22 protein-coding genes and 1 pseudogene are annotated in these 22,958 nt (G+C 60.5%); 8 read left to right on the forward strand and 15 right to left on the reverse strand.

Going from position 1 to position 22,958, the window contains the following annotated elements:
• Positions 1 to 15 precede the first annotated feature (15 nt).
• Positions 16 to 2,280 carry a heavy metal translocating P-type ATPase gene (locus ELQ88_RS33325; protein WP_138969419.1) on the reverse strand — a complete coding sequence of 755 codons (2,265 nt, stop codon included), beginning with the start codon at positions 2,278 to 2,280 and terminating at the stop codon, positions 16 to 18.
• A gap of 84 nt (positions 2,281 to 2,364) precedes the next feature.
• Here ELQ88_RS33325 and cadR point away from each other — a divergent pair, with 84 nt between their 5' ends.
• Positions 2,365 to 2,814, forward strand: a complete 450-nt coding sequence (cadR, locus tag ELQ88_RS33330) for a Cd(II)/Pb(II)-responsive transcriptional regulator (RefSeq protein WP_128873569.1) — start codon at positions 2,365 to 2,367, stop codon at positions 2,812 to 2,814.
• A gap of 159 nt (positions 2,815 to 2,973) precedes the next feature.
• Here the strand turns inward: cadR and ELQ88_RS33340 are convergent, their stop codons facing one another.
• From ELQ88_RS33340 to ELQ88_RS33350, 3 genes are all read right to left on the reverse strand, one after another.
• On the reverse strand, positions 2,974 to 3,945 hold the full coding sequence (locus ELQ88_RS33340; RefSeq protein WP_138969420.1) for a thymidylate synthase: 972 nt from the start codon (positions 3,943 to 3,945) through the stop codon (positions 2,974 to 2,976).
• Positions 3,946 to 3,993: 48 nt separating this feature from the next.
• The gene (gene lgt / locus ELQ88_RS33345) at positions 3,994 to 4,800 is read right to left on the reverse strand and encodes a prolipoprotein diacylglyceryl transferase (RefSeq protein ID WP_128873645.1); all 807 of its coding nucleotides are present in this window, start codon (positions 4,798 to 4,800) and stop codon (positions 3,994 to 3,996) included.
• A gap of 82 nt (positions 4,801 to 4,882) precedes the next feature.
• The gene (locus ELQ88_RS33350) at positions 4,883 to 5,665 is read right to left on the reverse strand and encodes a sulfite exporter TauE/SafE family protein (RefSeq protein WP_128873646.1); all 783 of its coding nucleotides are present in this window, start codon (positions 5,663 to 5,665) and stop codon (positions 4,883 to 4,885) included.
• 133 nt (positions 5,666 to 5,798) lie between these two features.
• Between ELQ88_RS33350 and ELQ88_RS33355 the strand changes: the two genes are divergently transcribed.
• Complete coding sequence (locus tag ELQ88_RS33355) at positions 5,799 to 6,545, forward strand: NRDE family protein (protein ID WP_138969421.1); 747 nt, start codon at positions 5,799 to 5,801, stop codon at positions 6,543 to 6,545.
• Between the two features lie 132 nt (positions 6,546 to 6,677).
• Here the strand turns inward: ELQ88_RS33355 and ptsP are convergent, their stop codons facing one another.
• Both ptsP and ELQ88_RS33365 read right to left on the reverse strand, forming a co-directional pair.
• Positions 6,678 to 8,957: a phosphoenolpyruvate--protein phosphotransferase gene (ptsP, locus tag ELQ88_RS33360; RefSeq protein ID WP_128873648.1), complete on the reverse strand. Its 2,280-nt coding sequence runs from the start codon at positions 8,955 to 8,957 to the stop codon at positions 6,678 to 6,680.
• A 22-nt stretch (positions 8,958 to 8,979) separates the two neighbouring features.
• On the reverse strand, positions 8,980 to 9,459 hold the full coding sequence (locus tag ELQ88_RS33365; RefSeq protein ID WP_007945562.1) for an RNA pyrophosphohydrolase: 480 nt from the start codon (positions 9,457 to 9,459) through the stop codon (positions 8,980 to 8,982).
• A 143-nt stretch (positions 9,460 to 9,602) separates the two neighbouring features.
• Between ELQ88_RS33365 and ELQ88_RS33370 the strand changes: the two genes are divergently transcribed.
• Entirely contained in the window at positions 9,603 to 10,259 is a 657-nt protein-coding gene (locus tag ELQ88_RS33370; protein ID WP_138969422.1) for an HAD family hydrolase, read from the forward strand.
• A 95-nt stretch (positions 10,260 to 10,354) separates the two neighbouring features.
• Positions 10,355 to 10,432 (forward strand): annotated as a pseudogene (locus tag ELQ88_RS34940) (outer membrane lipoprotein carrier protein LolA); the annotation flags it as partial.
• Here the strand turns inward: ELQ88_RS34940 and ELQ88_RS33380 are convergent.
• Complete coding sequence (locus ELQ88_RS33380; protein ID WP_128873650.1) at positions 10,428 to 10,853, reverse strand: DUF2269 domain-containing protein; 426 nt, start codon at positions 10,851 to 10,853, stop codon at positions 10,428 to 10,430. The pseudogene ELQ88_RS34940 and the gene ELQ88_RS33380 sit on opposite strands and share 5 nt — an antisense overlap.
• A 38-nt stretch (positions 10,854 to 10,891) precedes the next feature.
• Positions 10,892 to 12,406: a threonine ammonia-lyase, biosynthetic gene (ilvA, locus tag ELQ88_RS33385; RefSeq protein WP_138969424.1), complete on the reverse strand. Its 1,515-nt coding sequence runs from the start codon at positions 12,404 to 12,406 to the stop codon at positions 10,892 to 10,894.
• Positions 12,407 to 12,729: 323 nt separating this feature from the next.
• Here ilvA and rpiA point away from each other — a divergent pair, with 323 nt between their 5' ends.
• Positions 12,730 to 13,404: a ribose-5-phosphate isomerase RpiA gene (gene rpiA, locus ELQ88_RS33395; RefSeq protein ID WP_128873652.1), complete on the forward strand. Its 675-nt coding sequence runs from the start codon at positions 12,730 to 12,732 to the stop codon at positions 13,402 to 13,404.
• Positions 13,405 to 13,750: 346 nt separating this feature from the next.
• Here the strand turns inward: rpiA and ELQ88_RS33400 are convergent, their stop codons facing one another.
• The 4 genes from ELQ88_RS33400 to ELQ88_RS33415 form a co-directional block, all read right to left on the reverse strand.
• Entirely contained in the window at positions 13,751 to 14,665 is a 915-nt protein-coding gene (locus ELQ88_RS33400; RefSeq protein ID WP_138969425.1) for an SdiA-regulated domain-containing protein, read from the reverse strand.
• A 194-nt stretch (positions 14,666 to 14,859) separates the two neighbouring features.
• Complete coding sequence (locus ELQ88_RS33405; protein ID WP_138969426.1) at positions 14,860 to 15,789, reverse strand: SdiA-regulated domain-containing protein; 930 nt, start codon at positions 15,787 to 15,789, stop codon at positions 14,860 to 14,862.
• A gap of 269 nt (positions 15,790 to 16,058) precedes the next feature.
• Complete coding sequence (locus ELQ88_RS33410) at positions 16,059 to 16,724, reverse strand: fumarylacetoacetate hydrolase family protein (RefSeq protein WP_128869373.1); 666 nt, start codon at positions 16,722 to 16,724, stop codon at positions 16,059 to 16,061.
• Between the two features lie 36 nt (positions 16,725 to 16,760).
• Positions 16,761 to 18,155: an FAD-binding oxidoreductase gene (locus ELQ88_RS33415; RefSeq protein WP_128869372.1), complete on the reverse strand. Its 1,395-nt coding sequence runs from the start codon at positions 18,153 to 18,155 to the stop codon at positions 16,761 to 16,763.
• A 205-nt stretch (positions 18,156 to 18,360) separates the two neighbouring features.
• On the opposite strand from ELQ88_RS33415, the gene serA reads away from it, so the two are divergent.
• Positions 18,361 to 19,590 (forward strand): phosphoglycerate dehydrogenase, encoded by a 1,230-nt coding sequence (gene serA, locus ELQ88_RS33425; protein WP_128869371.1) that lies wholly within the window; start codon positions 18,361 to 18,363, stop codon positions 19,588 to 19,590.
• Between the two features lie 74 nt (positions 19,591 to 19,664).
• On the opposite strand, the gene ELQ88_RS33430 is transcribed toward serA, so the two are convergent.
• Positions 19,665 to 20,090 carry a DUF4399 domain-containing protein gene (locus tag ELQ88_RS33430; RefSeq protein ID WP_138969427.1) on the reverse strand — a complete coding sequence of 142 codons (426 nt, stop codon included), beginning with the start codon at positions 20,088 to 20,090 and terminating at the stop codon, positions 19,665 to 19,667.
• 135 nt (positions 20,091 to 20,225) lie between these two features.
• Between ELQ88_RS33430 and ELQ88_RS33435 the strand changes: the two genes are divergently transcribed.
• The gene (locus ELQ88_RS33435) at positions 20,226 to 20,813 is read left to right on the forward strand and encodes a transporter substrate-binding domain-containing protein (RefSeq protein WP_128869369.1); all 588 of its coding nucleotides are present in this window, start codon (positions 20,226 to 20,228) and stop codon (positions 20,811 to 20,813) included.
• A 127-nt stretch (positions 20,814 to 20,940) separates the two neighbouring features.
• On the opposite strand, the gene ELQ88_RS33440 is transcribed toward ELQ88_RS33435, so the two are convergent.
• Positions 20,941 to 21,420, reverse strand: a complete 480-nt coding sequence (locus tag ELQ88_RS33440; protein ID WP_138969428.1) for a DUF523 domain-containing protein — start codon at positions 21,418 to 21,420, stop codon at positions 20,941 to 20,943.
• 2 nt (positions 21,421 to 21,422) lie between these two features.
• Positions 21,423 to 22,055, reverse strand: coding sequence for a 2OG-Fe(II) oxygenase (locus ELQ88_RS33445; RefSeq protein WP_138969429.1), 633 nt, complete (start codon positions 22,053 to 22,055; stop codon positions 21,423 to 21,425).
• A gap of 108 nt (positions 22,056 to 22,163) precedes the next feature.
• On the opposite strand from ELQ88_RS33445, the gene ELQ88_RS33450 reads away from it, so the two are divergent.
• Entirely contained in the window at positions 22,164 to 22,916 is a 753-nt protein-coding gene (locus ELQ88_RS33450) for a DUF2059 domain-containing protein (RefSeq protein ID WP_138969430.1), read from the forward strand.
• Positions 22,917 to 22,958 lie beyond the last annotated feature (42 nt).

The raw sequence follows: 22,958 nt of genomic DNA on the forward strand, positions 1-22,958 counted from the left end.
GCCTTCCCTCATTATTTATTTGCGCAACAGGCGCAAACCGTTGAACACCACCAACAGGCTCACGCCCATGTCGGCAAACACCGCCATCCACATGCTGGCGATCCCGGCGAAGGTTACTCCAAGAAAGATCGCCTTGATCACCAATGCCAGCGCGATGTTCTGTTTCAGGATGCTGGAGGTCTGCCGCGACAATCGAATGAAGGCTGGAATCTTGCGCAGATCGTCGTCCATCAGGGCGACATCGGCGGTCTCGATGGCGGTATCGGTCCCCGCGGCGGCCATGGCAAAACCGATCTCGGCCCGAGCGAGTGCCGGAGCGTCATTGATGCCGTCGCCGACCATGCCGACTCTGTGGCCCTGTGCATAAAGTGCTTCGATGGCTTGCAGCTTGTCGGTCGGCAGCAGATCGCCTTGCGCCTGATCGATACCGACTTGCGTTGCAATAGCCTGGGCGGTGTGCACGTTGTCGCCGGTGAGCATCAGGGTTTTGATGCCCAGGTCGTGCAATTGCTGGATAGCCTCGCGGCTGGACTCTTTCACCGTGTCGGCCACGGCGAACAGTGCCAGGGGGCCGGATGCGTCGAGCAACAGCACCACGGACTTGCCCTGTTTTTCCAGAGCGAACAGCTGCTCTTCCAGCGCTGGCGAGCACAGGCCCAGATCTTCCACCAGGCGGTGGTTGCCCAGGTGGTAGGTCTGGCCGTTGATTTCGCCGCGCACACCCCGCCCGCCGAGTGCCTCGAAGTTATCCACAACCAAGGTCGCAGCGTGTTTATCCACAGCTGCATTGGCGATGGCCACCGACACCGGGTGATCCGAGCGGCCGGCCAGCGCCGCGGCAATGGCAGGGGCCGATTCAACTGCCGTCGGATCGAGGGACACATAATCGGTCTGCACCGGTTTGCCGTGAGTCAGGGTACCGGTCTTGTCCAGGGCCAGATAATCAAGTTTGTAACCGCCCTCCAGATACACGCCGCCCTTGACCAGAATCCCTTTGCGCGCCGCCGCCGCCAGGCCGCTGACGATGGTCACCGGCGTGGAAATCACCAGTGCACAGGGGCAGGCGACCACCAGTAACACCAGCGCGCGGTAGATCCAGTCGAACCACAGCGCCTCCATGAACAGCGGCGGAATCACGGCCACCGCGATGGCCAGGACGAACACTGCCGGTGTGTAGATTTTCGAGAACCGGTCCACGAAACGCTGGGTGGGCGCCCGCGCGCCCTGGGCCTGCTCGACGGCGTGGATGATGCGTGCCAGGGTCGAGTTGTTGGCCGCGGCGGTCACGGTGTATTCCAGGGACCCCGCCTGGTTGATGGTACCGGCGAAGACTTTATCGCCCAAAGCCTTCTCGATCGGCAGGCTTTCGCCGGTGATCGGTGCCTGATCGATGGTGGAAGTGCCTGCAACGACTTCACCGTCCAATCCAATCCGCTCACCCGGCCGCACGCGTACCCGTGCCCCCAGCTCAACGATTTTGACGTCCTGCGCAACCCAGCTGCCGTCGGCCAACTGCACCGTGACCTGTTCCGGGGTCATCTGCATCAGGCCGCCAATGGCATTGCGTGCCCGGTCCAGCGACCTGGCTTCGATCAGTTCGGCCACGGTGAACAGGAACATCACCATCGCCGCTTCCGGCCACTGACCGATCAGGATTGCGCCTGTCACCGCGATGCTCATCAGCGCGTTGATGTTCAGGTTGAGGTTTTTCAGGGCAATCCAGCCCTTCTTATAGGTACCGAGGCCGCCACTGAGGATCGAGACCAGCGCGATGATCGCCACGACCCAATCGGGCGCGGCACTGGTGAAGTGGATAACCTCGGCAGCCACCGCGCTGACGCCGGACAGCGCCAGCGGCCACCAGGGCTTTTTCCCGGCAGCCGGCGCCGGCGCTTCAACGCCCGGCTCCAGCGGCTCGGCCTGCATGCCAAGGGACTTGATCGCGTCGATGATCGGCGCGGTGCTCGCCAGGTTGTGGGTCACCCCCAACACGCGGTTGATCAGGTTGAATTCAAGCTGTTGCACACCCGCCAGCTTGCCCAGTTTGTTCTGGATCAGCGTCTGTTCGGTCGGACAGTCCATTGCATCGATACGGAAACTGTTCACCCGCGCATCGGCACTTGGCGCTTCGCTCAACTGGACCAGCGCAGGCGCCGCTGCTGTAGACGAACAGCAGGTATCACCATGAGCGCCATGCACATGTTGAGGAACGGGCTTGAGTTTGCTGCTGCAGCAATCGTCTGCGGCATCGGGTTTGTGGGTATGCAGGGAATCGCTCATTGGTCACGTCCATGAAGGTGCCTGTTGCCAAGTAAAGACCCTGTAGCCACTATAGGGTCAAGCATCCTTTTGGAGATTGTCGCGATGAAGATTGGAGAACTGGCCAGACTCACCGACTGCGCCGTGGAAACCATCCGCTACTACGAGCGGGAAAACCTGCTGCCGGAACCGGCCCGCAGCGACGGCAACTACCGCGTCTACACCCAGGCCCATGCCGAGCGCCTGACTTTCATCCGCAACTGCCGCACCCTCGACATGACGCTGGAAGAAATTCGCAGCCTGCTGGCCTTGCGCGACAGCCCGCAGGATCAATGCGAAAGCGTGAATGCGCTGATCGATGAACACATCCATCACGTCAAGGCGCGGATCGATGGGTTGCTGGCGTTGCAGACACAATTGATCGACCTGCGCCAACGCTGCGGCGAGGGGCCGGATATTGATCAGTGCGGGATATTGCAGCGGTTGGAGGTGAGTGGCGGGGTCGTGGCGACGGAGACGGAGCATTCCCATGTGGGCCGTAGTCACGGCCACTAAACACGCCACAGATAAAATGTGGGGCTTGCTCGCGAAGAGGGAGTGTCAGACAACATTTCCGTCGACTGACACTCCCTCTTCGCTGGCAAGCCAGCTCCTACATGGTTCGGTGACCTGTAGGAGCTGGCTTGCCAGCGAACACCGCGAAGCGGTGCCTGCTTAGACCGCCATCGGCGCCGTCATCGGCGCATGGTGTTCGTAGCCTTCCAGCGAGAAATCGCCCGGCTCGATCAATTCCAGCCATTGCGGCTGATACACACCGGTCTTGGCAAATTCCGGCACACGATCACTGATCACCAGTTTCGGCATCGGGAACGGCTCGCGCTTGAGCTGCTCATTCAGCATGTCCAGGTGGTTTTCGTAGACGTGGGCGTCGCCGATGAAATAGGTGAACCAGCGCGGCGTGTAACCGGTCAGGCGACCGATCAGGCTCAGCAGCGCGGCACCTTCGGTGAGGTTGAACGGTGTGCCCAGGCCCAGGTCGTTCGAGCGAATGTAGAGGGTCAGGGAGATCTCTCTGGTCTCGACATTCGGATGGAACTGATACAGCAAATGGCACGGCGGCAGGGCCATCTCATCGAGCTGGGCGACGTTCCAGCCGTGGAACAAGATGCGGCGGCTGCCCGGGTCCTTGATGATGGTGTCGACGCATTGGCGGATCTGGTCGATCGCCTTGTACAGCACCACGTACGCCTGGCCCTCTTCTTCGCCTTCGGCGATCTGGCGATAGCCTTGGCTCAGGGTCTGCTCGATAGCGGCCTGGTTGCTGACCGGGATCTGCTTGTACGCCGGCCATTTTCGCCATTGCACGCCATAGATCTCGCCGAGGTCGTCTTCGCCCTGGCGGAACGGGTTAGCCAGCCACTGGGCGTTTTCGTTGGCGTTCTGGTCCCAGACCTTGCAGCCCAGGGCTCGAAATTCGGCGGCGTTGTTCACCCCGCGCAGAAAACCGCACATCTCGCCAATGGCCGATTTGAAGGCCATCTTGCGGGTAGTGATCGCCGGGAAACCTTCTTTCAGGTCATAACGCAGCATCGCACCGGGAAAACTGATGGTGTTCACGCCGGTACGGTTGGCCTGTTTGGTGCCGTTCTTGATGACGTGGGCGACCAGATCGAGATATTGCTTCATGAGTTACCTGTGTCCTTGAACCCGGGGTCGTCACCCCGGGGTTCGAATTTATACAGCGGCCGCGGGGGCCGCCGGCGCGCGATGATAGGCCAGCCAGATCAGGAACAGGCCGCCGACAATCATCGGTATGCACAGTACCTGGCCCATGGTCAGCCAGTTCCAGGCCAGATAGCCCAGCTGCGCGTCCGGAACCCGAACGAATTCGACGATGAAGCGGAAGATGCCATAGAACAGCGCGAACATCCCGGACACCGCCATGGTCGGCCGCGGCTTGCGCGAGAACAGCCAGAGGATCGCGAACAACGCCACGCCTTCGAGCGCGAACTGATACAGCTGCGACGGGTGGCGCGCCAGTTGCGCCGGGTCGGTCGGAAAGACCATTGCCCACGGCACGTCGGTCGCCTTGCCCCACAACTCGGCATTGATGAAGTTGCCGATACGCCCGGCACCCAGGCCGATCGGCACCATCGGTGCGACGAAGTCCATCAGCTGGAAGAACGACTTGCCGTTCTTTTTACCGAACCACAACGCCGCCAGCATCACGCCGATGAAGCCGCCGTGGAACGACATGCCGCCTTTCCACACCTCGAAGATCAGCGTCGGGTTGGCCAGGTATGCGTTCAGATCGTAGAACAGCACATAACCCAGGCGGCCGCCGACAATGACGCCCATCGACATCCAGAACACCATGTCGGAGAGCTTCTCCTTGCTCCAGGTCGGGTCGAAGCGGTTCAGCCGGCGGGACGCCAGCCACCACGCGCCGCCGATGCCGATCAGGTACATCAGGCCGTACCAGTGGATTTTCAGCGGACCGATGGCCAGGGCCACCGGGTCGATCTGCGGGTAAGGCAGCATTGCGACTCCTCGTTAGAGTTGAAACCTTCAAAATTCCCGGGGACGCTGTCACGCCAGGATTAAGCCAGCATTGCGGCGCGGGTCAGAGCAGGAAACTCAGGCCTACGCAAAACAGCAAAGCGGCGAACAGTCTTTTCAGCAAGCGCGGCGACAGGCTATGGGCCAGTCGAGCACCGAGGCGGGCGAACACCATGCTGGTCAGGGCGATCCCCAGCAACGCCGGCAAATAAATAAAACCGAGACTATGGGCCGGCAACAACGGATCGTGCCACCCCAGAATCATGAAACTTAATGCACTGGCCAACGCGATCGGCAGCCCGCAGGCGGAAGATGTCGCCACCGCTTGCTGCATCGGCACGCTGCGCCAGGTCAGGAACGGCACGGTCAACGAGCCGCCGCCAATCCCGAAAATCGCCGAAGCCCAGCCAATCACACTGCCGGCCACGGTCAGACCGACCTTGCCCGGCACCGTGCGGCTGGCTTTTGGCTTGACATCCAATGCCAGCTGAACCGCGATGATCAGCGCAAATACGCCGATGATTTTCTGCAGGTTCGGCCCGGAGATCGCTTCGGCGGTCAGCGCACCGAAACCGGCGCCGATGAGAATACCGACGGTCATCCAGGCAAAAATCGGCCAGCGCACGGCGCCCCGGCGATGATGCTCGCGGATGGCATTGATCGAGGTAAAGATGATCGTCGCCAGCGAAGTGCCGACCGCCAGGTGGGTCAGAATTGATGCATCGAAGCCCTGCAAGGTGAAACTGAACACCAGTACCGGGACGATGATGATTCCGCCCCCCACCCCGAACAGCCCGGCCAGCACGCCTGCACAGGCGCCCAGCGCCAGGTACAGTAGAAATTCCATGGCCGTCCCCGCCCGCTTCCCAAAAATAGGAGCGGCATGGTAACGGATGCATGGCCTCAAGCTCCACTGGATGGCGATGGATACCCGCACGATGACTGCGTAGAGTGGGCAAAAAAACCCCAAGGACCTCCTTATGTGCCTGATTGTCTTTGCCTGGCAGCCCGGCCACGCGCAGCCGCTGATCGTCGCCGCCAACCGTGACGAATTCTACGCCCGCCCCAGCCTGCCGCTGGCGCAATGGCCGGAATCGCCGCAAGTTTATGCCGGTCGAGATCTGGAGGCCGGCGGCACCTGGCTGGGTGTCGGTGCCGATGGACGCTTCGCTGCGCTGACCAATATTCGCAATCCGCATCAACCGCCCGCGCGAAAATCGAGGGGTGAACTGGTAGCGCGATTTCTCGCCGGGGAAATGCCCATTGATGACTATTTGAGCGACGTTGTTGCACGTTCCCTCGAATATGCCGGATTTAACTTGCTGATCGGCAACGCCAACGAGCTGTGGCACTTCAATGCCCGGGCGGCTGAGGCGGTGATGCTGCCAGCGGGAGTTTATGGCTTGTCGAACGCCGGCCTGGATACGCCGTGGCCGAAATTGCTCAAGGCGCGCGCAGCATTGAGCCAGGTGCTGGACGATCCGCAGCCTGAGGCGCTGTTGGCGTTGTTGAACAATGCGCAACCGGCTCCGTTTGCCGAGTTGCCGGATACCGGGGTGGGGTTGGCCACCGAGGCGTTGCTGTCAAGCGTGTTCATTGCCAGCCCGACTTACGGGACGCGGGCGAGCACGGCGTTGATTGTGCATGCGGATGGGACGCGGCATATGGTCGAGCGGAGTTTCGGGCCGTATGGCGGGCATTTGGGGGAAGTGGAGATCAGGGTTTAGATTGGCGTCGCCGGGACTGACGCCTTCGCGAGCAAGCCCGCTCCCACATTGGATCTGCGTAGTACACAAAGCCTGTGTGCGCTGGAGATCTACTGTGGGAGCGGGCTTGCTCGCGAAGGGGCCAGTACAGGTTTAGAGGGTTTTGGCCGAAGCCGGATTGATCATCCGCGCCAACCCAAGGTTCTTCAACGCCAGCTGCAGCGAGCTGTGGATCACTTGCGGGTTGTCGATGGTCATCAACTCCGCCAGCAATTCCTTGGCCTTGCTCAGATTGATCTGACGCAGCATCCATTTCACTTTCGGCAGGTTGGTGGCGTTCATCGACAGGCTGTCGAAACCCATCGCCATCAATAGCACCGCCGCTGCCGGATCACCGGCCATTTCGCCGCAGATGCTCACCGGCTTGCCTTCGGCATGGGCATCGCGCACCACGTTCTGCAGCGCTTGCAGTACTGCCGGGTGCAGGTAGTCGTAGAGGTCGGCCACTCGCGGGTTGTTGCGGTCCACGGCCAGCAGGTACTGGGTCAGGTCGTTGGAGCCGACTGACAGGAAGTCCACTTGCCGCGCCAGTTCCTTGGTCTGATAAACCGCTGCCGGAATTTCGATCATCACGCCGATCGGTGGCATCGGCACATCGCAGCCTTCATCACGCACTTCACCCCAGGCCCGGTGGATCAGGTGCAGGGCTTCTTCCAGCTCGTGGATGCCGGAGATCATCGGCAGCAGAATCCGCAGGTTGTTCAGGCCTTCGCTGGCCTTGAGCATCGCGCGGGTCTGGACCAGGAAGATTTCCGGGTGATCGAGGGTGACGCGAATGCCGCGCCAGCCGAGGAACGGGTTGTCTTCCTTGATCGGGAAGTACGACAGCGACTTGTCGCCACCGATGTCCAGGCTGCGCATGGTCACCGGCTGCGGGTGAAACGCGGCGAGTTGCTCGCGATAGATCGCCAGTTGCTCTTTTTCGCTGGGAAAACGCTGGTTGATCATGAACGGCACTTCGGTGCGGTACAGACCGACACCTTCAGCGCCACGCTTCTGCGCCCGGGCCACGTCCGCCAGCAGGCCGGTGTTGACCCACAGCGGCATGCGGTGGCCGTCAAGGGTGATGCACGGCAAATCCCGCAGCGCATCCAGCCCGAGGGCCAGTTGCTTCTCTTCCTCGACCACTTCGGCGAACTGCTTGCGCAGCAGTTCGCTGGGGTTGGTGTAGACCTCGCCGTGATAGCCGTCGACGATCATCTGGATGCCGTCGACCTTGGAATACGGCAGGTCGACCAGGCCCATCACCGTCGGGATGCCCATGGCGCGCGCGAGGATCGCCACGTGGGAGTTGCCGGAACCGAGTACCGAGACCAGGCCGACCAGCTTGCCTTCCGGCACCTCGCCGAGCATCGCCGGCGTCAGTTCTTCGCTGATCAGAATGCTGTTGTCGGGGTAGACCAGGGTCTGCTGGCGTTCTTCCTGCAGGTAAGCCAGCAAGCGCCGACCGAGATCCTTGACGTCGGAGGCACGTTCACGCAGGTAGGCGTCGTCCATCAATTCGAAGCGGTTGACGTGCTCGGTGACCACTTGGCGCAACGCGCCCTGGGCCCACTGGCCGGTCTTGATCACGGTGGTAATTTCGCTGCCGAGCGAGGCATCGTCGAGCATCATCAGGTAGACGTCGAACAGCGCGCGCTCTTCCGGGCGCAACTGGTTCGCGAGCTTGGCCGACAAGGCGCGCATGTCGGCGCGCACGCCTTCGATGGCGGTCTTGAACAGCCCGAGTTCGGCGGTGATGTCAGTGATGGTCTTGTCGGGCACTACATCCAGATCGGCCGGCGGCAACATGACCACCGCGGTACCGACCGCCGCACCCGGCGAACCCGGCACACCGACGAACTTTGCTTCCTGGATGCCCTTGCCCTGACGCCCCAGGCCACGGATCGAACCGGTTGCCTCGGCGTGGGCGATAACGCCGGCGAGCTGCGCGCTCATGGTGACGAGGAAGGCTTCTTCTCCCTCATCGAACTGGCGGCGTTCCTTTTGCTGGATGACCAACACGCCGACGACGCGGCGGTGGTGAATGATCGGCGCCCCGAGGAACGAGGCAAAGCGCTCTTCACCGGTCTCGGCGAAGTAGCGATAGCGCGGGTGATCCGCGGCGTTTTCCAGGTTCAGGGGTTCTTCACGCGTGCCGACCAGACCGACCAGACCTTCGTTGGGCGCCATGCTGACTTTGCCGATCGAGCGCTTGTTCAAGCCCTCGGTGGCCATCAGCACGAAGCGGTTGGTCTCGGGGTCGAGCAGATAGACCGAACAGACCTGGCTGCCCATGGCCTCTTTGACGCGCAACACAATAATCCCCAACGCCGCCTTGAGATCCTTGGCGGAGTTAACTTCCTGGACGATCTTGCGCAGCGTATTGAGCATGGCTCGGGGTCGAACTCCGTCGTCAGTCGCGCGTTAAAAGGCGCGGGGCAAGCTCTTTGAGAGCGCGTCGATACACCTCGCGCTTGAATGTCACCACCTGGCCCAACGGATACCAATAACTGACCCAGCGCCAGCCATCGAATTCCGGTTTACCGGTCAAATCCATCCGCACCCGCTGCTCGTTGGAGATCAGGCGCAGGAGAAACCATTTCTGTTTCTGGCCGATGCACAGCGGCTGGCTGTGCGTCCTGACCAGACGTTGCGGCAAACGATAGCGCAACCAGCCCCGAGTGCAGGCGAGTATTTCAACATCTTCGCGTTCCAGGCCCACTTCTTCGTTCAACTCGCGGTACAAGGCGTCTTCCGGGGTCTCTTGGGGGTTGATTCCCCCCTGCGGAAACTGCCAGGCATCCTGATTGATACGGCGAGCCCATAGCACCTGGCCGGCATCATTCGTGAGAATGATCCCGACATTGGGGCGAAAACCATCGGGGTCGATCACGGCAACAACCTCGCAAACGCATGTCGCCGCATTGTTCCACAAAGGTTGTGAAAGCAGCAACGAGCCGGCCTACCTTATGTGCACTCTTGTGAAAAGTACGTATTCTGGACGCCTTTCTACAGACTTTTCAGCGAGTAACTGCAATGCGCCTGGCTTTATTCGACTTGGACAACACGCTTCTGGGCGGTGACAGTGACCACGCCTGGGGCGATTACCTGTGCGAGCGCGGCTTCCTCGACGCCGTCGCCTACAAGGCACGCAACGACGAGTTTTATCAGGATTACCTGGCCGGCAAGCTGGACAACGATGCGTACCTGAACTTTTGCCTCGAAGTCCTCGGTCGCACGGAGATGGCCACGCTTGACGAATGGCACCTGGATTACATGCGCGATTGCATCGAACCGATCGTGTTGCCCAAGGCCATCGAACTGTTGGCAAAGCACCGCGAGGCCGGCGACAAACTGGTGATCATCACCGCCACCAACCGCTTCGTCACCGGACCGATTGCCCAGCGACTCGGTGTCGACACCTTGATCGCCACGGAATGTGAAATGGTTGATGGCCGTTACACCGGGCGCAGCACCGACGTCCCGTGCTTCCGTGAAGGCAAGGTGACGCGGCTGAATCGCTGGCTGGAAGAGACCGGGCATTCGCTGGAAGACAGTTACTTCTACAGCGACTCGATGAATGATTTGTCGTTGCTGGAGCAGGTGGCGAATCCGATCGCTGTCGATCCGGACCCGAATTTGCGTGCTGAGGCCGAGAAGCGTGGGTGGCCGGTAATGAGTCTGCGCGGCTGATGACGCCTTCGCTGGCAAGCCAGCTCCTACAGGGTTTTGCGTTGAACACCAAATTTCGGCACTACGCATTACATGTAGGAGCTGGCTTGCCAGCGATGGTCGTTAACGATAACGCGGGGCAACTGACTCCCCGCGGCGACCTTGAGTTTTTCGCGAGCAAGCTCGCGCCTACACTGGCTTGGCGCCCATCAACCCCGCAATGGCGATAAAACAGACGAAGCTGAACAGTGCCAGGGCGAAGGTGAACTTGCCGCTGCCTCCCGCCCCCTTGCGCACCTTGTTAAGCCGCACCACCACCCAGAACCAACCCAGCGCCGCCACGGTGTAAAGCACACTCGAAGCCAGCAACCAGGTCTGCCCCAACGGCCAGCCCACCAGATGCACCATCCACCACCCGGTGAACGGCATGCTCAGCAATGCCAGCCCCATCAACACCCAGATAAACACCCCCGGTCGCTGCAACGTGCGAGTGTGGGCCGTCGCATCACCGTTGCCCCGCGCACGCCAGACCCAGACCGCCAGCCCCAGTGCGCTGATCAACAGCAGCACCGTTGCCACGATGTGCGCCACTTTCAGGGCGGTTAACGTTTCCATTGCTCGATTCCTTGTAGGCTGGCCATCAGCGTAGCCCCTCAGCCGAGAAACAGCTGATAGGCCGGATTGTCGCTTTCATCCCAGTATGGGTAGCCGATTTCTTCCAGTGCCGCCGGCACCAGATGACGTTCGTCATGGGGTACTTGCAGCCCGGCGACCACACGGCCATCGGCCGCTCCGTGGTTGCGGTAGTGGAACATCGAGATGTTCCAGCGCCCGCCGAGCTTGTTGAGGAAGTTGAACAGCGCACCGGGCCGCTCCGGGAATTCAAAGCGCAGCACCAATTCATCGACGACATGCGCCGCACGCCCGCCGACCATATGGCGGATATGCAACTTGGCCAGTTCGTTGTCGGTCAGGTCGATTACCGGGAAACCCTGCTCGGTCAGGCTGGCAAGCAGCGCGCTGCGCGGATCGTTTTCCGGGTGCGTCTGCACGCCGACGAAGATATGGGCTTCGCTGCCGGTGTTGTAGCGGTAGTTGAACTCGGTGATCTGGCGTTTGCCGATGGCTTCGCAGAACGCCTTGAAACTGCCCGGCCTCTCGGGGATGGTCACGGCGATGATGGCCTCGCGGCCCTCGCCCAGCTCGGCACGTTCGGCGACGTGGCGCAGGCGGTCAAAGTTGACGTTGGCCCCGGAGTCGATGGCGACGAACGTATGCCCGGTGATGCCATGTTGCTCGACGTACTTCTTGATCCCGGCGACGCCCAAGGCGCCGGCAGGTTCAGTGATCGAGCGGGTATCGTCGTAGATATCCTTGATCGCCGCGCAGATCTCGTCGGTGCTGACGGTGATCACCGCATCGACATGGTCCTTGCAGATATCGAAGGTGTGCTGGCCGATCTGCGCCACCGCAACGCCGTCGGCGAAAAGGCCCACGGTCGGCAGCACCACCCGCTCGCCGGCGGCCATGGCGGCTTGCAGGCAGTTGGAATCGTCGGGTTCGACGCCGATGATCTTGATTTCAGGACGCAGGTATTTCACATACGCGGCGATCCCGGCAATCAGCCCGCCCCCGCCTACCGGAACGAAAATCGCATCCAGGCGCCCCGGGTGCTGACGCAGAATCTCCATCGCCACCGTGCCCTGCCCGGCAATGGTATGGGGATCGTCATAGGGGTGAATGTAGACGTAGCCTTTTTCATCGACCAGTTTCAGCGAGTAAGCCAGGGCTTCCGGGAACGAATCGCCGTGCAGCACGACTTTGCCGCCACGGGAGCGCACGCCTTCGACTTTGATTTCCGGCGTGGTCTTGGGCATGACGATCGTGGCTTTCACACCCAGCACCTTGGCCGCCAGGGCCAGGCCTTGCGCGTGGTTGCCCGCCGAAGCGGTCACGACGCCGCGGGCGCGTTCCTCATCGGAAAGCTGGGTGAGCTTGTTATAAGCGCCGCGAATCTTGAACGAGAACACCGGCTGCAAGTCTTCGCGCTTGAGCCAGATATTGTTGCCCAGCCGCTCGGAAAGCTGGCGGGCAGTCTGCAAAGGGGTTTCTACGGCAACGTCATAAACGCGCGAGGTGAGGATCTTCTTGACGTACTGTTCGAGCATCGGAAAGCATCACTGAGCGGGTTGGGCAGGGTCAAGGAGTCTAACCCGGCTTTCGGGCGGACGACCACACTAAACAGGTGGTTTTTAAGGCACCGGAAGTACTCGGTACCTGCAGGAGCGAAGCTTGCTCGCGAAAAACCCAGGGGCGCCGCTGGGTATCCGGTTTTACGCGTTATCGTTCACGAGCATCGCGAGCAAGCTCGCTCCTACAATTGTCGGGAGTGCAGGTATGCGCATTCGAGCTGCCAATCGGGCAATGACCTTCCCCGCCCCGAAGCCTATAATGCCGGCCTTTCGTTCCCCTTCGGCACCTCGGAGCCCGCATGACCCAGGATCAACTCAAACAGGCAGTGGCTCAGGCCGCCGTCGACTTCATCCTCCCGAAACTCGACGACAAGAGCATTGTCGGGGTCGGCACCGGCTCCACCGCCAACTGCTTCATCGACGCCCTGGCCCGGCACAAAGGCGCGTTCGACGGCGCGGTCGCCAGCTCCGAAGCCACTGCCGCGCGCCTCAAGGGCCATGGCATTCCGGTGTATGAATTGAACACGGTCAGCGACCTGGAGTTCTACGTCGACGGCGCCGATGAAAGCGATGAGCACCTGAACCTGATCAAGGGCGGCGGTGCAGCCCTGACCCGCGAGAAGATCGTCGCGGCCGTGGCCAAGACCTTCATCTGCATTGCCGACGCCAGCAAGCTGGTGCCGGTGCTCGGCGCGTTCCCGCTGCCGGTGGAAGTGATCCCGATGGCCCGCAGCCACGTGGCCCGCGAGCTGGTGAAGCTGGGCGGCGACCCGGTTTACCGTGAAGGTGTGTTGACCGATAACGGCAATATCATCCTCGACGTGTTCAACATGCAGATCACCAACCCGGTGGAGCTGGAGACGCAGATCAACGCCATCGTTGGCGTGGTCACCAATGGGTTGTTCGCGGCACGTCCGGCGGATCTGTTGCTGCTGGGTACCAGCGAAGGCGTCAAAACCCTGCGCGCCAGGTAAGCCGTACGCAAACCCCCTGTAGGAGCTGGCTTGCCAGCGAAGGCGGCGTAACATTCAACATCGATGTTGAATGCCATGACCTCTTCGCTGGCAAGCCAGCTCCTACAAGGGCGAAAGCGGTGTCACCGCCAACAATGATGTTGAATGTGATGGCCTCTTCGCTGGCAAGCCAGCTCCTACAAGGGCGAAAGCGGTGTCACCGCCAACAGTGATGTTGAATGTGATGGCCTCTTCGCTGGCAAGCCAGCTCCTACAAGGGCGAAAGCGGTGTCACCGCCAACAGTGATGTTGAATGTGATGGCTTCTTCGCTGGCAAGCCAGCTCCTACAGGGGGCGTGTTTGAGCTTCAGGGTTGTGGTTTCTTGAAGACGTAGAACAGGTTCGGCTCGCTCACCAGGTACATCGTGCCGTCGTCATCCATCGCAATCCCTTCCGCTTGCGGCACCGTTTTTTGCAACCCCTGGCGCCCCTTGCTCAATGACATGGTGCTCAGCGGTCGCCCATCCACGTCCAGTTCCAGAATCAGCCGCGACTCGTCGGACAACGCCAGCAAGTGTCCGCTGCGCTCGTCGTACTGCAGGCTCGACAGGTCCCGCACGAACATCCCGGCATCGCGCTTGGGGTTGTTGACCACGTGTACCGCATAGGATTTTTCCGGGTTGTAATGCGGGAAGCCCTGCACTTCGTAGATCAGCATCGGGTCGCGCTCCTTGGCCACGAACAGGCGCTTGCCCACCGAGTCATAGGCCAACCCCTCAAAACCCTTGTTGCTGCTCATGTGCACGCCCAGGGAGATCTGTTCGGCATCTTGCGCGTCGAGAAAGGTCGTGTCCTTTTCCAGGTGAATCTTGATCAGTCGCTGCGTACGCTCGTCGGTGACCACGTAAGTGTCGGCACTGATGAACTCCACCGCCTCCGGATCGCCGAAGCCGACCAGCGCCACGCGCCGGATGATCCGGCCGTCCAGGGACAATTCAATCAGTTCGGAGTTTTTGTTGGTGACCGTGAACAGGCTCTTGCGCACCGGATCGAACGTCAGCGCGGACACATCGTCGTCCAGGCCTTCGATGACGCGTGCCTCGAGCGTGACCTGATAACGATCCAGGCCGATAGATTGCGCACTTTCCGGTTGCCAAAGCGTGTACAGGTTGAACCAGGCGCGCTCGAACAGGCGCAGGTATTGGCCGAACGCAACCAGCACGATCAGCGCAATCGCCAGGAACATGAGAATCAGGGGTTTGGGACGGGCAAGTCGGCGCATTCAAGTGGGCTCGGGTTCAAGACAGGCTGATGAAATATCACGGCAGTCTGAATTGAAGCTTAATGGCCAGTGGCCTTGCACCACAACGTCTGTATTGAATCGGCGTAGGAGCTGCCGAAGGCTGCGATCTTTTGACGTTGTCTTTTAAGATCAAGCTCAAAAGATCGCAGCCAGCGGCAGCTCCTACCGGGGCGTTATTTCTGTTTTTCGAAACGGTAGAACAGGTTCGGTTCGCTCACCATGTACAGGGTGCCAGCCTCGTCCATGGTCACGCCTTCAGCGCGCGGAATGGTCTGCTTCAAGCCGTTGAAACCGCCCAGCAGGGTCATGAAACTGACCTGCTCGCCCTTCTCGTCCAGCTCCAGCAACAGGTGAGAGTCGGCGGACAACACCAGGGTGTGACCGGTGCGCGGGTCGATGGCCAGGGCCGACAGGTTGCGGATGTCCAGCTCATCACTGACGAGTTTCTGCTTGTCGCCCGTGAGAGTCTGGCTGCCATCGCTTTTCCAGCTGAACAATGCCGGCGGGCGCTCTTCCCCCAGCAGCAATTGCCGGTTGCGCGGATCCCAGGCGATTGCCTCGAAGGCCTTGTTCTGGTTTTTCGAAGGGCCGAGGTCGTATTTCGGGAAGTTGGCGATGTTCAGCTCGCGGGTGTCGGCATCGACCTTGACGATGGAGAGCAGGTGCTCGCGCTCATCGACAATGGCCAGCAGACCGTTGCCCATCGCGGTCACCCCTTCCGGATTGCTCCAGCCCACCAAGGGCATTTTGCGCAGGACATCCCCCTGTAACGTCAGCTCGACCAGGAACGGTTTATTGCCCATGACCGAAAACAGGGTTTTGGTCTGCGGGTCGTAGGCCAGGTCCGAAGCCTCGTCCTTCTCCATGCCCGGCAGCACCTTGGCATCGATCACCGCGTGGTAATCCGGCAACCAGATGCTCTCCTGGCGCTCAGCCGGGCTTTCGAAACGTTCCAGCACCCAGAGCACGCCCCGGTCATCCCAATGCATCGCGAATGCTAGGCCATACGCGGCGGCTGCCACGAGTAACAGCCAGGAATACCAACGCATGAAAAAGCGCGGACGGCGGGCAGGTTTGAGCGTGGGCAGCGGTTGGGATGGCATCAAGGAAAACGTTCCGAAAATTCAGACAAAGGGTAATAGCATAATTGGGATCAGCGCAGATTCCGCAAGCCCCTGAATTATCCAGACAGGATGTGAAAAAAACGGAAAATGGCGGGATTGCCCTGCGTAGGCGCCGCTTTCTTTGGGACAGAAACACAATCCCCCTGTAGGAGCTGGCTTGCCAGCGAAGAGGCCATCACATTCAACATCTATGTTGACTGTTACGCCGCCTTCGCTGGCAAGCCAGCTCCTACAGGGGTTGTATTGGATCAGCGGACGCTGCTGGTGAAGCTGCTGGCGCCCGGCAATTCCAGCACCAGGTCGTCACCGACATTCAACGGACCAACGCCCACCGGCGTGCCTGTGAGGATCACGTCACCGGCCTGCAACGAGAAGCAGCCAGCCATGTACTGGATCATCGGCACGATCGGGTTGAGCATGTCTTTGCTGTTGCCATCCTGGCGCACTTCGCCATTGATGGTCAGGCGAATGCCAATGTCGGCCAGGTCGGCAAAGGTGCTGCCGGACACGAACGGTGCAATCACCGCCGCCCCGTCGAACGACTTGGCGATTTCCCAGGGCAGGCCCTTGGCTTTCAGTTCGGCCTGCTTGTCGCGCAGGGTCAAGTCCAGGGCCGGGGCGAAACCGGAAATCGCGTCGAGCACTTCTTCACGGCTCGGCCTGGTCGACAGAGGCTTGCCGATCAACACCGCGATTTCCGCTTCGTAATGCACCGAACCGCGCTCGGTCGGAATGCTGAAACTGCCTTCCAGCGGCACCACACAACTGCCCGGCTTGATGAACAGCAGCGGTTCCGTAGGCACCGGATTGTCCAGTTCTTTAGCGTGTTCGGCGTAGTTGCGGCCGATGCACACCACCTTCCCCAAGGGGAAGTGAATACGCGTACCGTCGACATACTGGTGCTGATAGCTCATTACCGACTCCTGTTTCGTAGCGCTTAAATTCAACAGTCAAACAGCGAAGATTTTGCCCGGGTTCATGATGCCGTTCGGGTCGAACACCGCTTTGACGGCTTTCATGTACTCGATCTCGACCGGGGAACGGCTGTAGGTCAAGTAATCACGCTTGGTCATGCCCACGCCGTGCTCGGCGGAAATCGAGCCGTTGTACTTCTCGACGGTTTCGAACACCCACTTGTTGACGGTCGCGCACTTGGCGAAGAACTCGTCCTTGCTCAGGTTTTCCGGCTTGAGGATGTTCAAGTGCAAGTTGCCGTCGCCGATGTGGCCGAACCAGACGATTTCGAAGTCCGGATAGTGTTCGCCGACGATCGCGTCGATTTCCTTCAGAAATGCCGGGACTTTCGACACAGTCACCGAAATGTCGTTCTTGTACGGCGTCCAGTGGGAAATGGTCTCGGAGATGTATTCCCGCAGCTTCCACAGGTTCTGCAACTGAGTTTCGCTCTGGCTCATCACGCCGTCCAGGACCCAGCCTTGCTCGACGCAGTGCTCGAAAGTTTCCAACCCGTGGTTGGCCACTTCTTCGGTGGTCGCTTCGAATTCCAGCAGCGCGTAGAACGGGCAATCGGTTTCGAACGGCGCCGGCACGTCGCCACGGGCCATGACCTTGGCCAGGGCTTTGTCGGAGAAGAATTCGAAGGCGGTCAGGTCGAGTTTGCTCTGGAACGCGTGCAGTACCGGCATGATCGAGTCGAAATCGGCGGTGCCAAGGACCATGGCGGTGAGGTTTTTCGGCGCCCGGTCGAGGCGCATGGTCGCTTCGACGACAAACCCGAGGGTGCCTTCGGCGCCGATGAACAGCTGACGCAGGTCGTAGCCGGTGGCGTTCTTGATCAGGTCGCGGTTCAGCTCCAGCAGATCGCCCTTGCCGGTGACGACCTTCATGCCGGCCACCCAGTTGCGGGTCATGCCGTAGCGAATGACCTTGATCCCGCCGGCATTGGTGCCGATATTGCCGCCGATCTGACTGGACCCTGCCGAAGCGAAGTCCACCGGGTAGTACAGGCCTTTTTCTTCAGCCACGTTCTGCAAATGTTCGGTGACCACGCCTGGCTGGCAGACTGCAGTGCGGTCGGTCAGGTTCACGTCGAGAATCTGGTTCATATAGTCGAAAGACACGACCACTTCGCCATTGGCCGCCACGGCAGCGGCAGACAGGCCGGTGCGCCCGCCGGACGGTACCAGCGCCACCTTGCGCTCGTTGGCCCAACGCACAATGGCCTGGACCTGCTCGGTGGTCTTGGGAAACACGATGGCCGTCGGGGCCGGGGCGAAATGCTTGGTCCAGTCCTTGCCGTAAGCATTCAGGGAGTCGGCATCGGTCAGCACCTTGCCAGGCTCAACCAGGGTCTTCAGCTCATCAATCAGGGCAGGATTGGTCATCGACAGAACTCTCGAACAATTCATGGTCATCCTGAGAACGCTTCACGTCGCAGGAATGGGTGTTTAGCGGGGCGCTTATGCTAGCATACCGACCCCGCAGGAGAGTGCCCAATGGCTGTTCTGCGGCGACGGCTTTCTTGCCGCTCGGGTCAGCGTCTGCTGGCTACTTCCCTGCCAATTTTCTCCGGGATACAGGTTTACGCAGATGAGCAAGACTTCTCTCGATAAGAGCAAGATCAAGTTCCTTCTTCTCGAAGGCGTCCACCAATCGGCTGTCGACGTTCTCAAGTCGGCTGGCTACACCAGCATCGAGTACCTCACCGGTTCTCTGCCGGAAGCCCAGCTCAAGGAAAAGATCGCTGATGCGCACTTCATCGGCATTCGCTCTCGCACCCAACTGACCGAAGAGATCTTCGATCATGCGAAGAAACTGGTGGCTGTCGGTTGTTTCTGCATCGGCACCAACCAGGTTGACCTGAACGCGGCTCGCGAACGCGGGATCGCGGTGTTCAACGCGCCGTACTCCAACACGCGTTCCGTTGCCGAGCTGGTGCTGGCCGAAGCGATCCTGTTGCTGCGCGGTATCCCTGAGAAGAACGCTTCCTGCCACCGCGGCGGCTGGATCAAGAGCGCAGCCAACTCCTTCGAAATCCGTGGCAAGAAGCTGGGCATCGTCGGTTACGGCTCGATCGGTACCCAACTGTCGGTCCTGGCGGAAGGCCTGGGGATGCAGGTGTATTTCTACGACACCGTGACCAAGCTGCCACTGGGCAACGCCACTCAAGTGGCGAGCCTGACCGAACTGCTGGGCATGTCCGACATCGTCACCCTGCACGTTCCGGAAACCGCTGCGACCCAGTGGATGATCGGCGAGAAGGAAATCCGCGCCATCAAGAAAGGCGGGATCCTGATCAACGCGGCTCGCGGCACCGTGGTCGAGCTGGACGCCCTGGCGGACGCGATCAAGGACAAGCACCTGATCGGCGCAGCCATCGACGTGTTCCCGGTGGAGCCACGCTCCAACGAAGAAGAGTTCGAAAGCCCGCTGCGCGGCCTGGACAATGTGATCCTGACCCCGCACATCGGCGGTTCCACTGCTGAAGCGCAAGCCAACATCGGCCTGGAAGTGGCAGAAAAACTGGTCAAGTACAGCGACAACGGTACCTCGGTATCGTCGGTGAACTTCCCGGAAGTGGCCCTGCCGGCTCACCCTGGCAAGCACCGCCTGCTGCACATCCACGAAAACATTCCGGGTGTGATGAGCGAGATCAACAAGGTCTTCGCCGAAAACGGCATCAACATCTCCGGTCAGTTCCTGCAGACCAACGAGAAAGTCGGCTACGTCGTGATCGACGTCGATGCCGACTACTCGGAAATGGCGCAAGAGAAGCTGCAGCACATCAATGGCACCATTCGTTGCCGTGTGTTGTTCTGATAGTGACTTGAGTGACAAAAAAAGGAGCCCCTCGGGGCTCCTTTTTCATGTTCGCGGTTCTTTATTCCGAACAGTTACTTCACGTTGACGGTGATCTTCTCCGACACGACTGGCGGATCGAAGGCCATATGGTTCATGTCGCCCAACTCCAGCTGCAAGGTATGCTTGCCTGGCGTCAGCGTCACCTCGGTTTCTGTCTGCGCCTTGCCGAAATGAACGTGATTGGCATCTACCGGGATGACCGCCCCTGCGGCAACCACATCCTTCGCATCGATTAGCAGATGGTGGTGGCCGGTGTTCTTGGTGGTATCGCCTGCTGGCGCCAATGCAACGTTCTCGACAGCGAATTTGATTTTGAACGTTTGCGGGACAGTCCCACCATCTTTAGGAGAAACGATGGACACTTCAGCACCCTTGGGTGCCGGCGTAGCCGCACTGGCCAGCACCGAAACGCCCATCAGCAGACCGGTCAGCGCAGCACGTGACATAAAGGTTTTCATTCTCTTCTCCAGTTTTTCCATAAAATCGGCGCGGCCATGACAACTTCACGGCCATTCGTTGTCGAAGGCTCTCGACAACCATAGCAAAGCGAGCCCGACCCAGAGCATCGCGATAATGAATTCAAAGGAGTGACCATGCGTTTTTTGCCTGGCCTGATCTGCCTGCTACCCCTTTTGAGCCCCTTGGCTCATGCCGAACTGATTGACGATGTAAACGACCGTGGCGAATTGCGCATTGCCCTTGAGGCTAATACACCACCCTTCAATTTCAAGGACGATGGCAAACTGACGGGCTTCGAAGTCGAATTGGGTCAGTTGTTGGCCCAGGAACTGGATGTGCGGTCCGACTTCGTCATTACCGATTCCGGCGACCTGCTGGCCGGTGTCGAAAGCGGCAAGTACGACGTCGCCATCAACCACATAGCAATGACCCCGGATCTCAAGGATCGTTTCGACTTCAGTGCACCTTACATTCGCACGGATGCGCAATTGATCGCGCAGAAAGACGAGCAACCGCGTTCAATTCTGTTGGTGCAGTCGCTGACGGGAGAAAAGCCGAAAGCGGCCCCGGCGGTGGACCTGGCGATTCCATTTCAGAAGGGTAACCCGGCGTTTCACGCCAGCCTGGAGAATGCGCTGCAGCGGATCAAGGCGGATGGGCGGCTGGAGGCGTTGGAGCAGAAGTGGTTCGGGGCGGATACGAGCGTGGCGCCCAAACCCTGAAGCCGCTGACGGGCCCCTGTAGGAGCTGGCTTGCCAGCGAAGGCGGCGTAACAGTCAACATAGATGTTGGATGTGATGGTCCCTTCGCTGGCAAGCCAGCTCCTACAGGTGGGTTTTGTGTGAGGCGTCAGATCTTCAGGGCGGCAGCGGCTTCAGCCAACTCCAGCTCACTGAAGACTTGAACACCATGGCGCTTTAGCAACGCCGCCGTCACACCTTCACCGCTGACCTTCACCCCACTGAAGGTCCCGTCATACGTCAGCAAATTCCCGCAAGACGGGCTATTGGCCTTGAGCACCGCAATCCGGATGCCGTGCTTTTCAACCAGCTCCAGCGCCTGATAAGCCCCCGCGAGAAACTGCGCACTGACATCCGCGCCCTCGGTGGTGATCACCGGCGCCTGCCCATCCAGCACCTCACCACCCTGCCCGCCGGGAATTTCCGCCGCAGCCCTGGGCGTCGGCAACCCGCCGGCCACCTCCGGGCACAACGGCACGACCCGACCTTCGTCGAGCCACTGCTGGAGCTGATCGAACGGCCCGCTGGCCCCGCCGTCGTAACGTACGCGGTGCCCCAGCAGACAACGGCTTACCAGAACTTTTTGCATGATCAGAACGGCTCGTTGCCGCGACGCCGGAACCAGCCGGTCAACGACAGGCGCTCTCGCATCGCGGGCAGGACTTCGTGTGGCACCTCACCCGACAGGAATACCACCAGGCATCCGCCGACAGGCACCACATCGTATTCGCCCCCCTCATCCAGGTACATGCGCAGCTGACCGCCGTGCTCGGGCAGCCAGTCGTCATTGAGGTAAACCACCGCCGAGACCATCCGCCGGTCGTCGTCGCGGAAGCGGTCGAGATGCTTGAGGTAGAAAGCACCGGGCGGGTACAGGGCGAAATGGCTTTCGAAATCTTCCAGGCCCAGGTACAAGCCGCGATTCATCGCTTCGCGCAGGCTGTCCATCAGCACCAGATAACTGTCGCAAGCCAGCGCCTGCCCTGGCTCGATCCACTGGATATGGTCGCCGCGAATGCCCTCGCGCACCTCCGATGTCGGCCCGCGGCCCACGGCGGCCGGGGCCAGTTCACCCTCGGCCGCACGTTTACGGCACTCGGCCGCCAGTTCCCGGGTCAGACCCAGTGGCAGGAAAATATTCTGCTGCGACCAGCCCCGCTCGGCCAGGTCGTCGACGATACGTAACAGCAGCGGGTGATCAGAGGGTATTTGCATGGCGCGCATAGTATTCCTGTGCCTGAAAATCCGACAGAGCCACGCAGCGGGTTGATACGAATTCTCGACAAGTACCCATGCCCCACGGAGAATAGTCGCCTGCCGACAGGAGCCCCTATGCGTCGTTTGCTTTTCTCACTGCTGATGTTCTGCGTTATGCCCGCCTGGGCAGACGGCCACGACCAGTTGTACAAGGTCGCCGGCTGGCCGGAACAACGCGCGCATTTCAACGACGCTCTTTCGGCCGCTCAACAGCGCTACCAGAACAGCCTGCCGCCGGCGGTGTTCCAGGCGCTGGTCAACAACAGCAATCAACGCTTTGCCCCCAAGGCCGTGGACCAGCGCGCCGAAGCGCAACTGCGCAAGACCCTCGTCGATCCGAAACCGGCGCTGACGTTTTTCCAGTCACCCCTGGGCAAAAAAATCGTCGCCGCCGAACTGCTGGCGACCCGTCGCGACCAACTGGCAAAAAACGCCAAGGGTTTACCGAAGATTCAGGCCAGTGACAGCCGCCTGCTGATCATCGGTCACCTGGCCCAGGCCTTGCCCGCTCGCGAGGCCGGCGCCGAAGTCAGCCTGGCGATTGCCGGTGTCGCGGCCGACAGCCTGAGCTCGATGATCCCCGGCCTGCTCGGCGGCGGTCAGGCGCAAGACATGTTGAACGGCCAGCGCCAGCGCTTGATGGACCAGATCGGCAGCGATTTGAACAACACGCTGTTGTATGTCTATCGCGATCTGTCGGACAACGAACTGGAGGAGTTCGCCACCTTTGCCGAGTCGGCGGAAGGCCAGGCTTATTATCAGGCGGCGTTGGCGGCGATTCGGGCGGGGTTGGCGGTGGGGCAGGATACTTCCACGCTTAGCCAGTAATCTCTGGCGCCTGCAAGGGCCCCTTCGCGAGCAAGCCCGCTC

The sequence above is a fragment of the Pseudomonas sp. MPC6 genome (genome assembly GCF_006094435.1).
Taxonomy (GTDB): domain Bacteria; phylum Pseudomonadota; class Gammaproteobacteria; order Pseudomonadales; family Pseudomonadaceae; genus Aquipseudomonas.

Bases quoted from the DNA above. Each gene is read 5' to 3' on its own strand.
- ELQ88_RS33325 (WP_138969419.1), bottom strand. From the start codon at position 2,280: ATGAGCGATTCCCTGCATACCCACAAACCCGATGCCGCAGACGATTGC.
- cadR (WP_128873569.1), top strand. From the start codon at position 2,365: ATGAAGATTGGAGAACTGGCCAGACTCACCGACTGCGCCGTGGAAACC.
- ELQ88_RS33340 (WP_138969420.1), bottom strand. From the start codon at position 3,945: ATGAAGCAATATCTCGATCTGGTCGCCCACGTCATCAAGAACGGCACC.
- lgt (WP_128873645.1), bottom strand. From the start codon at position 4,800: ATGCTGCCTTACCCGCAGATCGACCCGGTGGCCCTGGCCATCGGTCCG.
- ELQ88_RS33350 (WP_128873646.1), bottom strand. From the start codon at position 5,665: ATGGAATTTCTACTGTACCTGGCGCTGGGCGCCTGTGCAGGCGTGCTG.
- ELQ88_RS33355 (WP_138969421.1), top strand. From the start codon at position 5,799: ATGTGCCTGATTGTCTTTGCCTGGCAGCCCGGCCACGCGCAGCCGCTG.
- ptsP (WP_128873648.1), bottom strand. From the start codon at position 8,957: ATGCTCAATACGCTGCGCAAGATCGTCCAGGAAGTTAACTCCGCCAAG.
- ELQ88_RS33370 (WP_138969422.1), top strand. From the start codon at position 9,603: ATGCGCCTGGCTTTATTCGACTTGGACAACACGCTTCTGGGCGGTGAC.
- ELQ88_RS33380 (WP_128873650.1), bottom strand. From the start codon at position 10,853: ATGGAAACGTTAACCGCCCTGAAAGTGGCGCACATCGTGGCAACGGTG.
- ilvA (WP_138969424.1), bottom strand. From the start codon at position 12,406: ATGCTCGAACAGTACGTCAAGAAGATCCTCACCTCGCGCGTTTATGAC.
- rpiA (WP_128873652.1), top strand. From the start codon at position 12,730: ATGACCCAGGATCAACTCAAACAGGCAGTGGCTCAGGCCGCCGTCGAC.
- ELQ88_RS33400 (WP_138969425.1), bottom strand. From the start codon at position 14,665: ATGCGCCGACTTGCCCGTCCCAAACCCCTGATTCTCATGTTCCTGGCG.
- ELQ88_RS33405 (WP_138969426.1), bottom strand. From the start codon at position 15,789: ATGCCATCCCAACCGCTGCCCACGCTCAAACCTGCCCGCCGTCCGCGC.
- ELQ88_RS33410 (WP_128869373.1), bottom strand. From the start codon at position 16,724: ATGAGCTATCAGCACCAGTATGTCGACGGTACGCGTATTCACTTCCCC.
- ELQ88_RS33415 (WP_128869372.1), bottom strand. From the start codon at position 18,155: ATGACCAATCCTGCCCTGATTGATGAGCTGAAGACCCTGGTTGAGCCT.
- serA (WP_128869371.1), top strand. From the start codon at position 18,361: ATGAGCAAGACTTCTCTCGATAAGAGCAAGATCAAGTTCCTTCTTCTC.
- ELQ88_RS33430 (WP_138969427.1), bottom strand. From the start codon at position 20,090: ATGAAAACCTTTATGTCACGTGCTGCGCTGACCGGTCTGCTGATGGGC.
- ELQ88_RS33435 (WP_128869369.1), top strand. From the start codon at position 20,226: ATGCGTTTTTTGCCTGGCCTGATCTGCCTGCTACCCCTTTTGAGCCCC.
- ELQ88_RS33440 (WP_138969428.1), bottom strand. From the start codon at position 21,420: ATGCAAAAAGTTCTGGTAAGCCGTTGTCTGCTGGGGCACCGCGTACGT.
- ELQ88_RS33445 (WP_138969429.1), bottom strand. From the start codon at position 22,055: ATGCGCGCCATGCAAATACCCTCTGATCACCCGCTGCTGTTACGTATC.
- ELQ88_RS33450 (WP_138969430.1), top strand. From the start codon at position 22,164: ATGCGTCGTTTGCTTTTCTCACTGCTGATGTTCTGCGTTATGCCCGCC.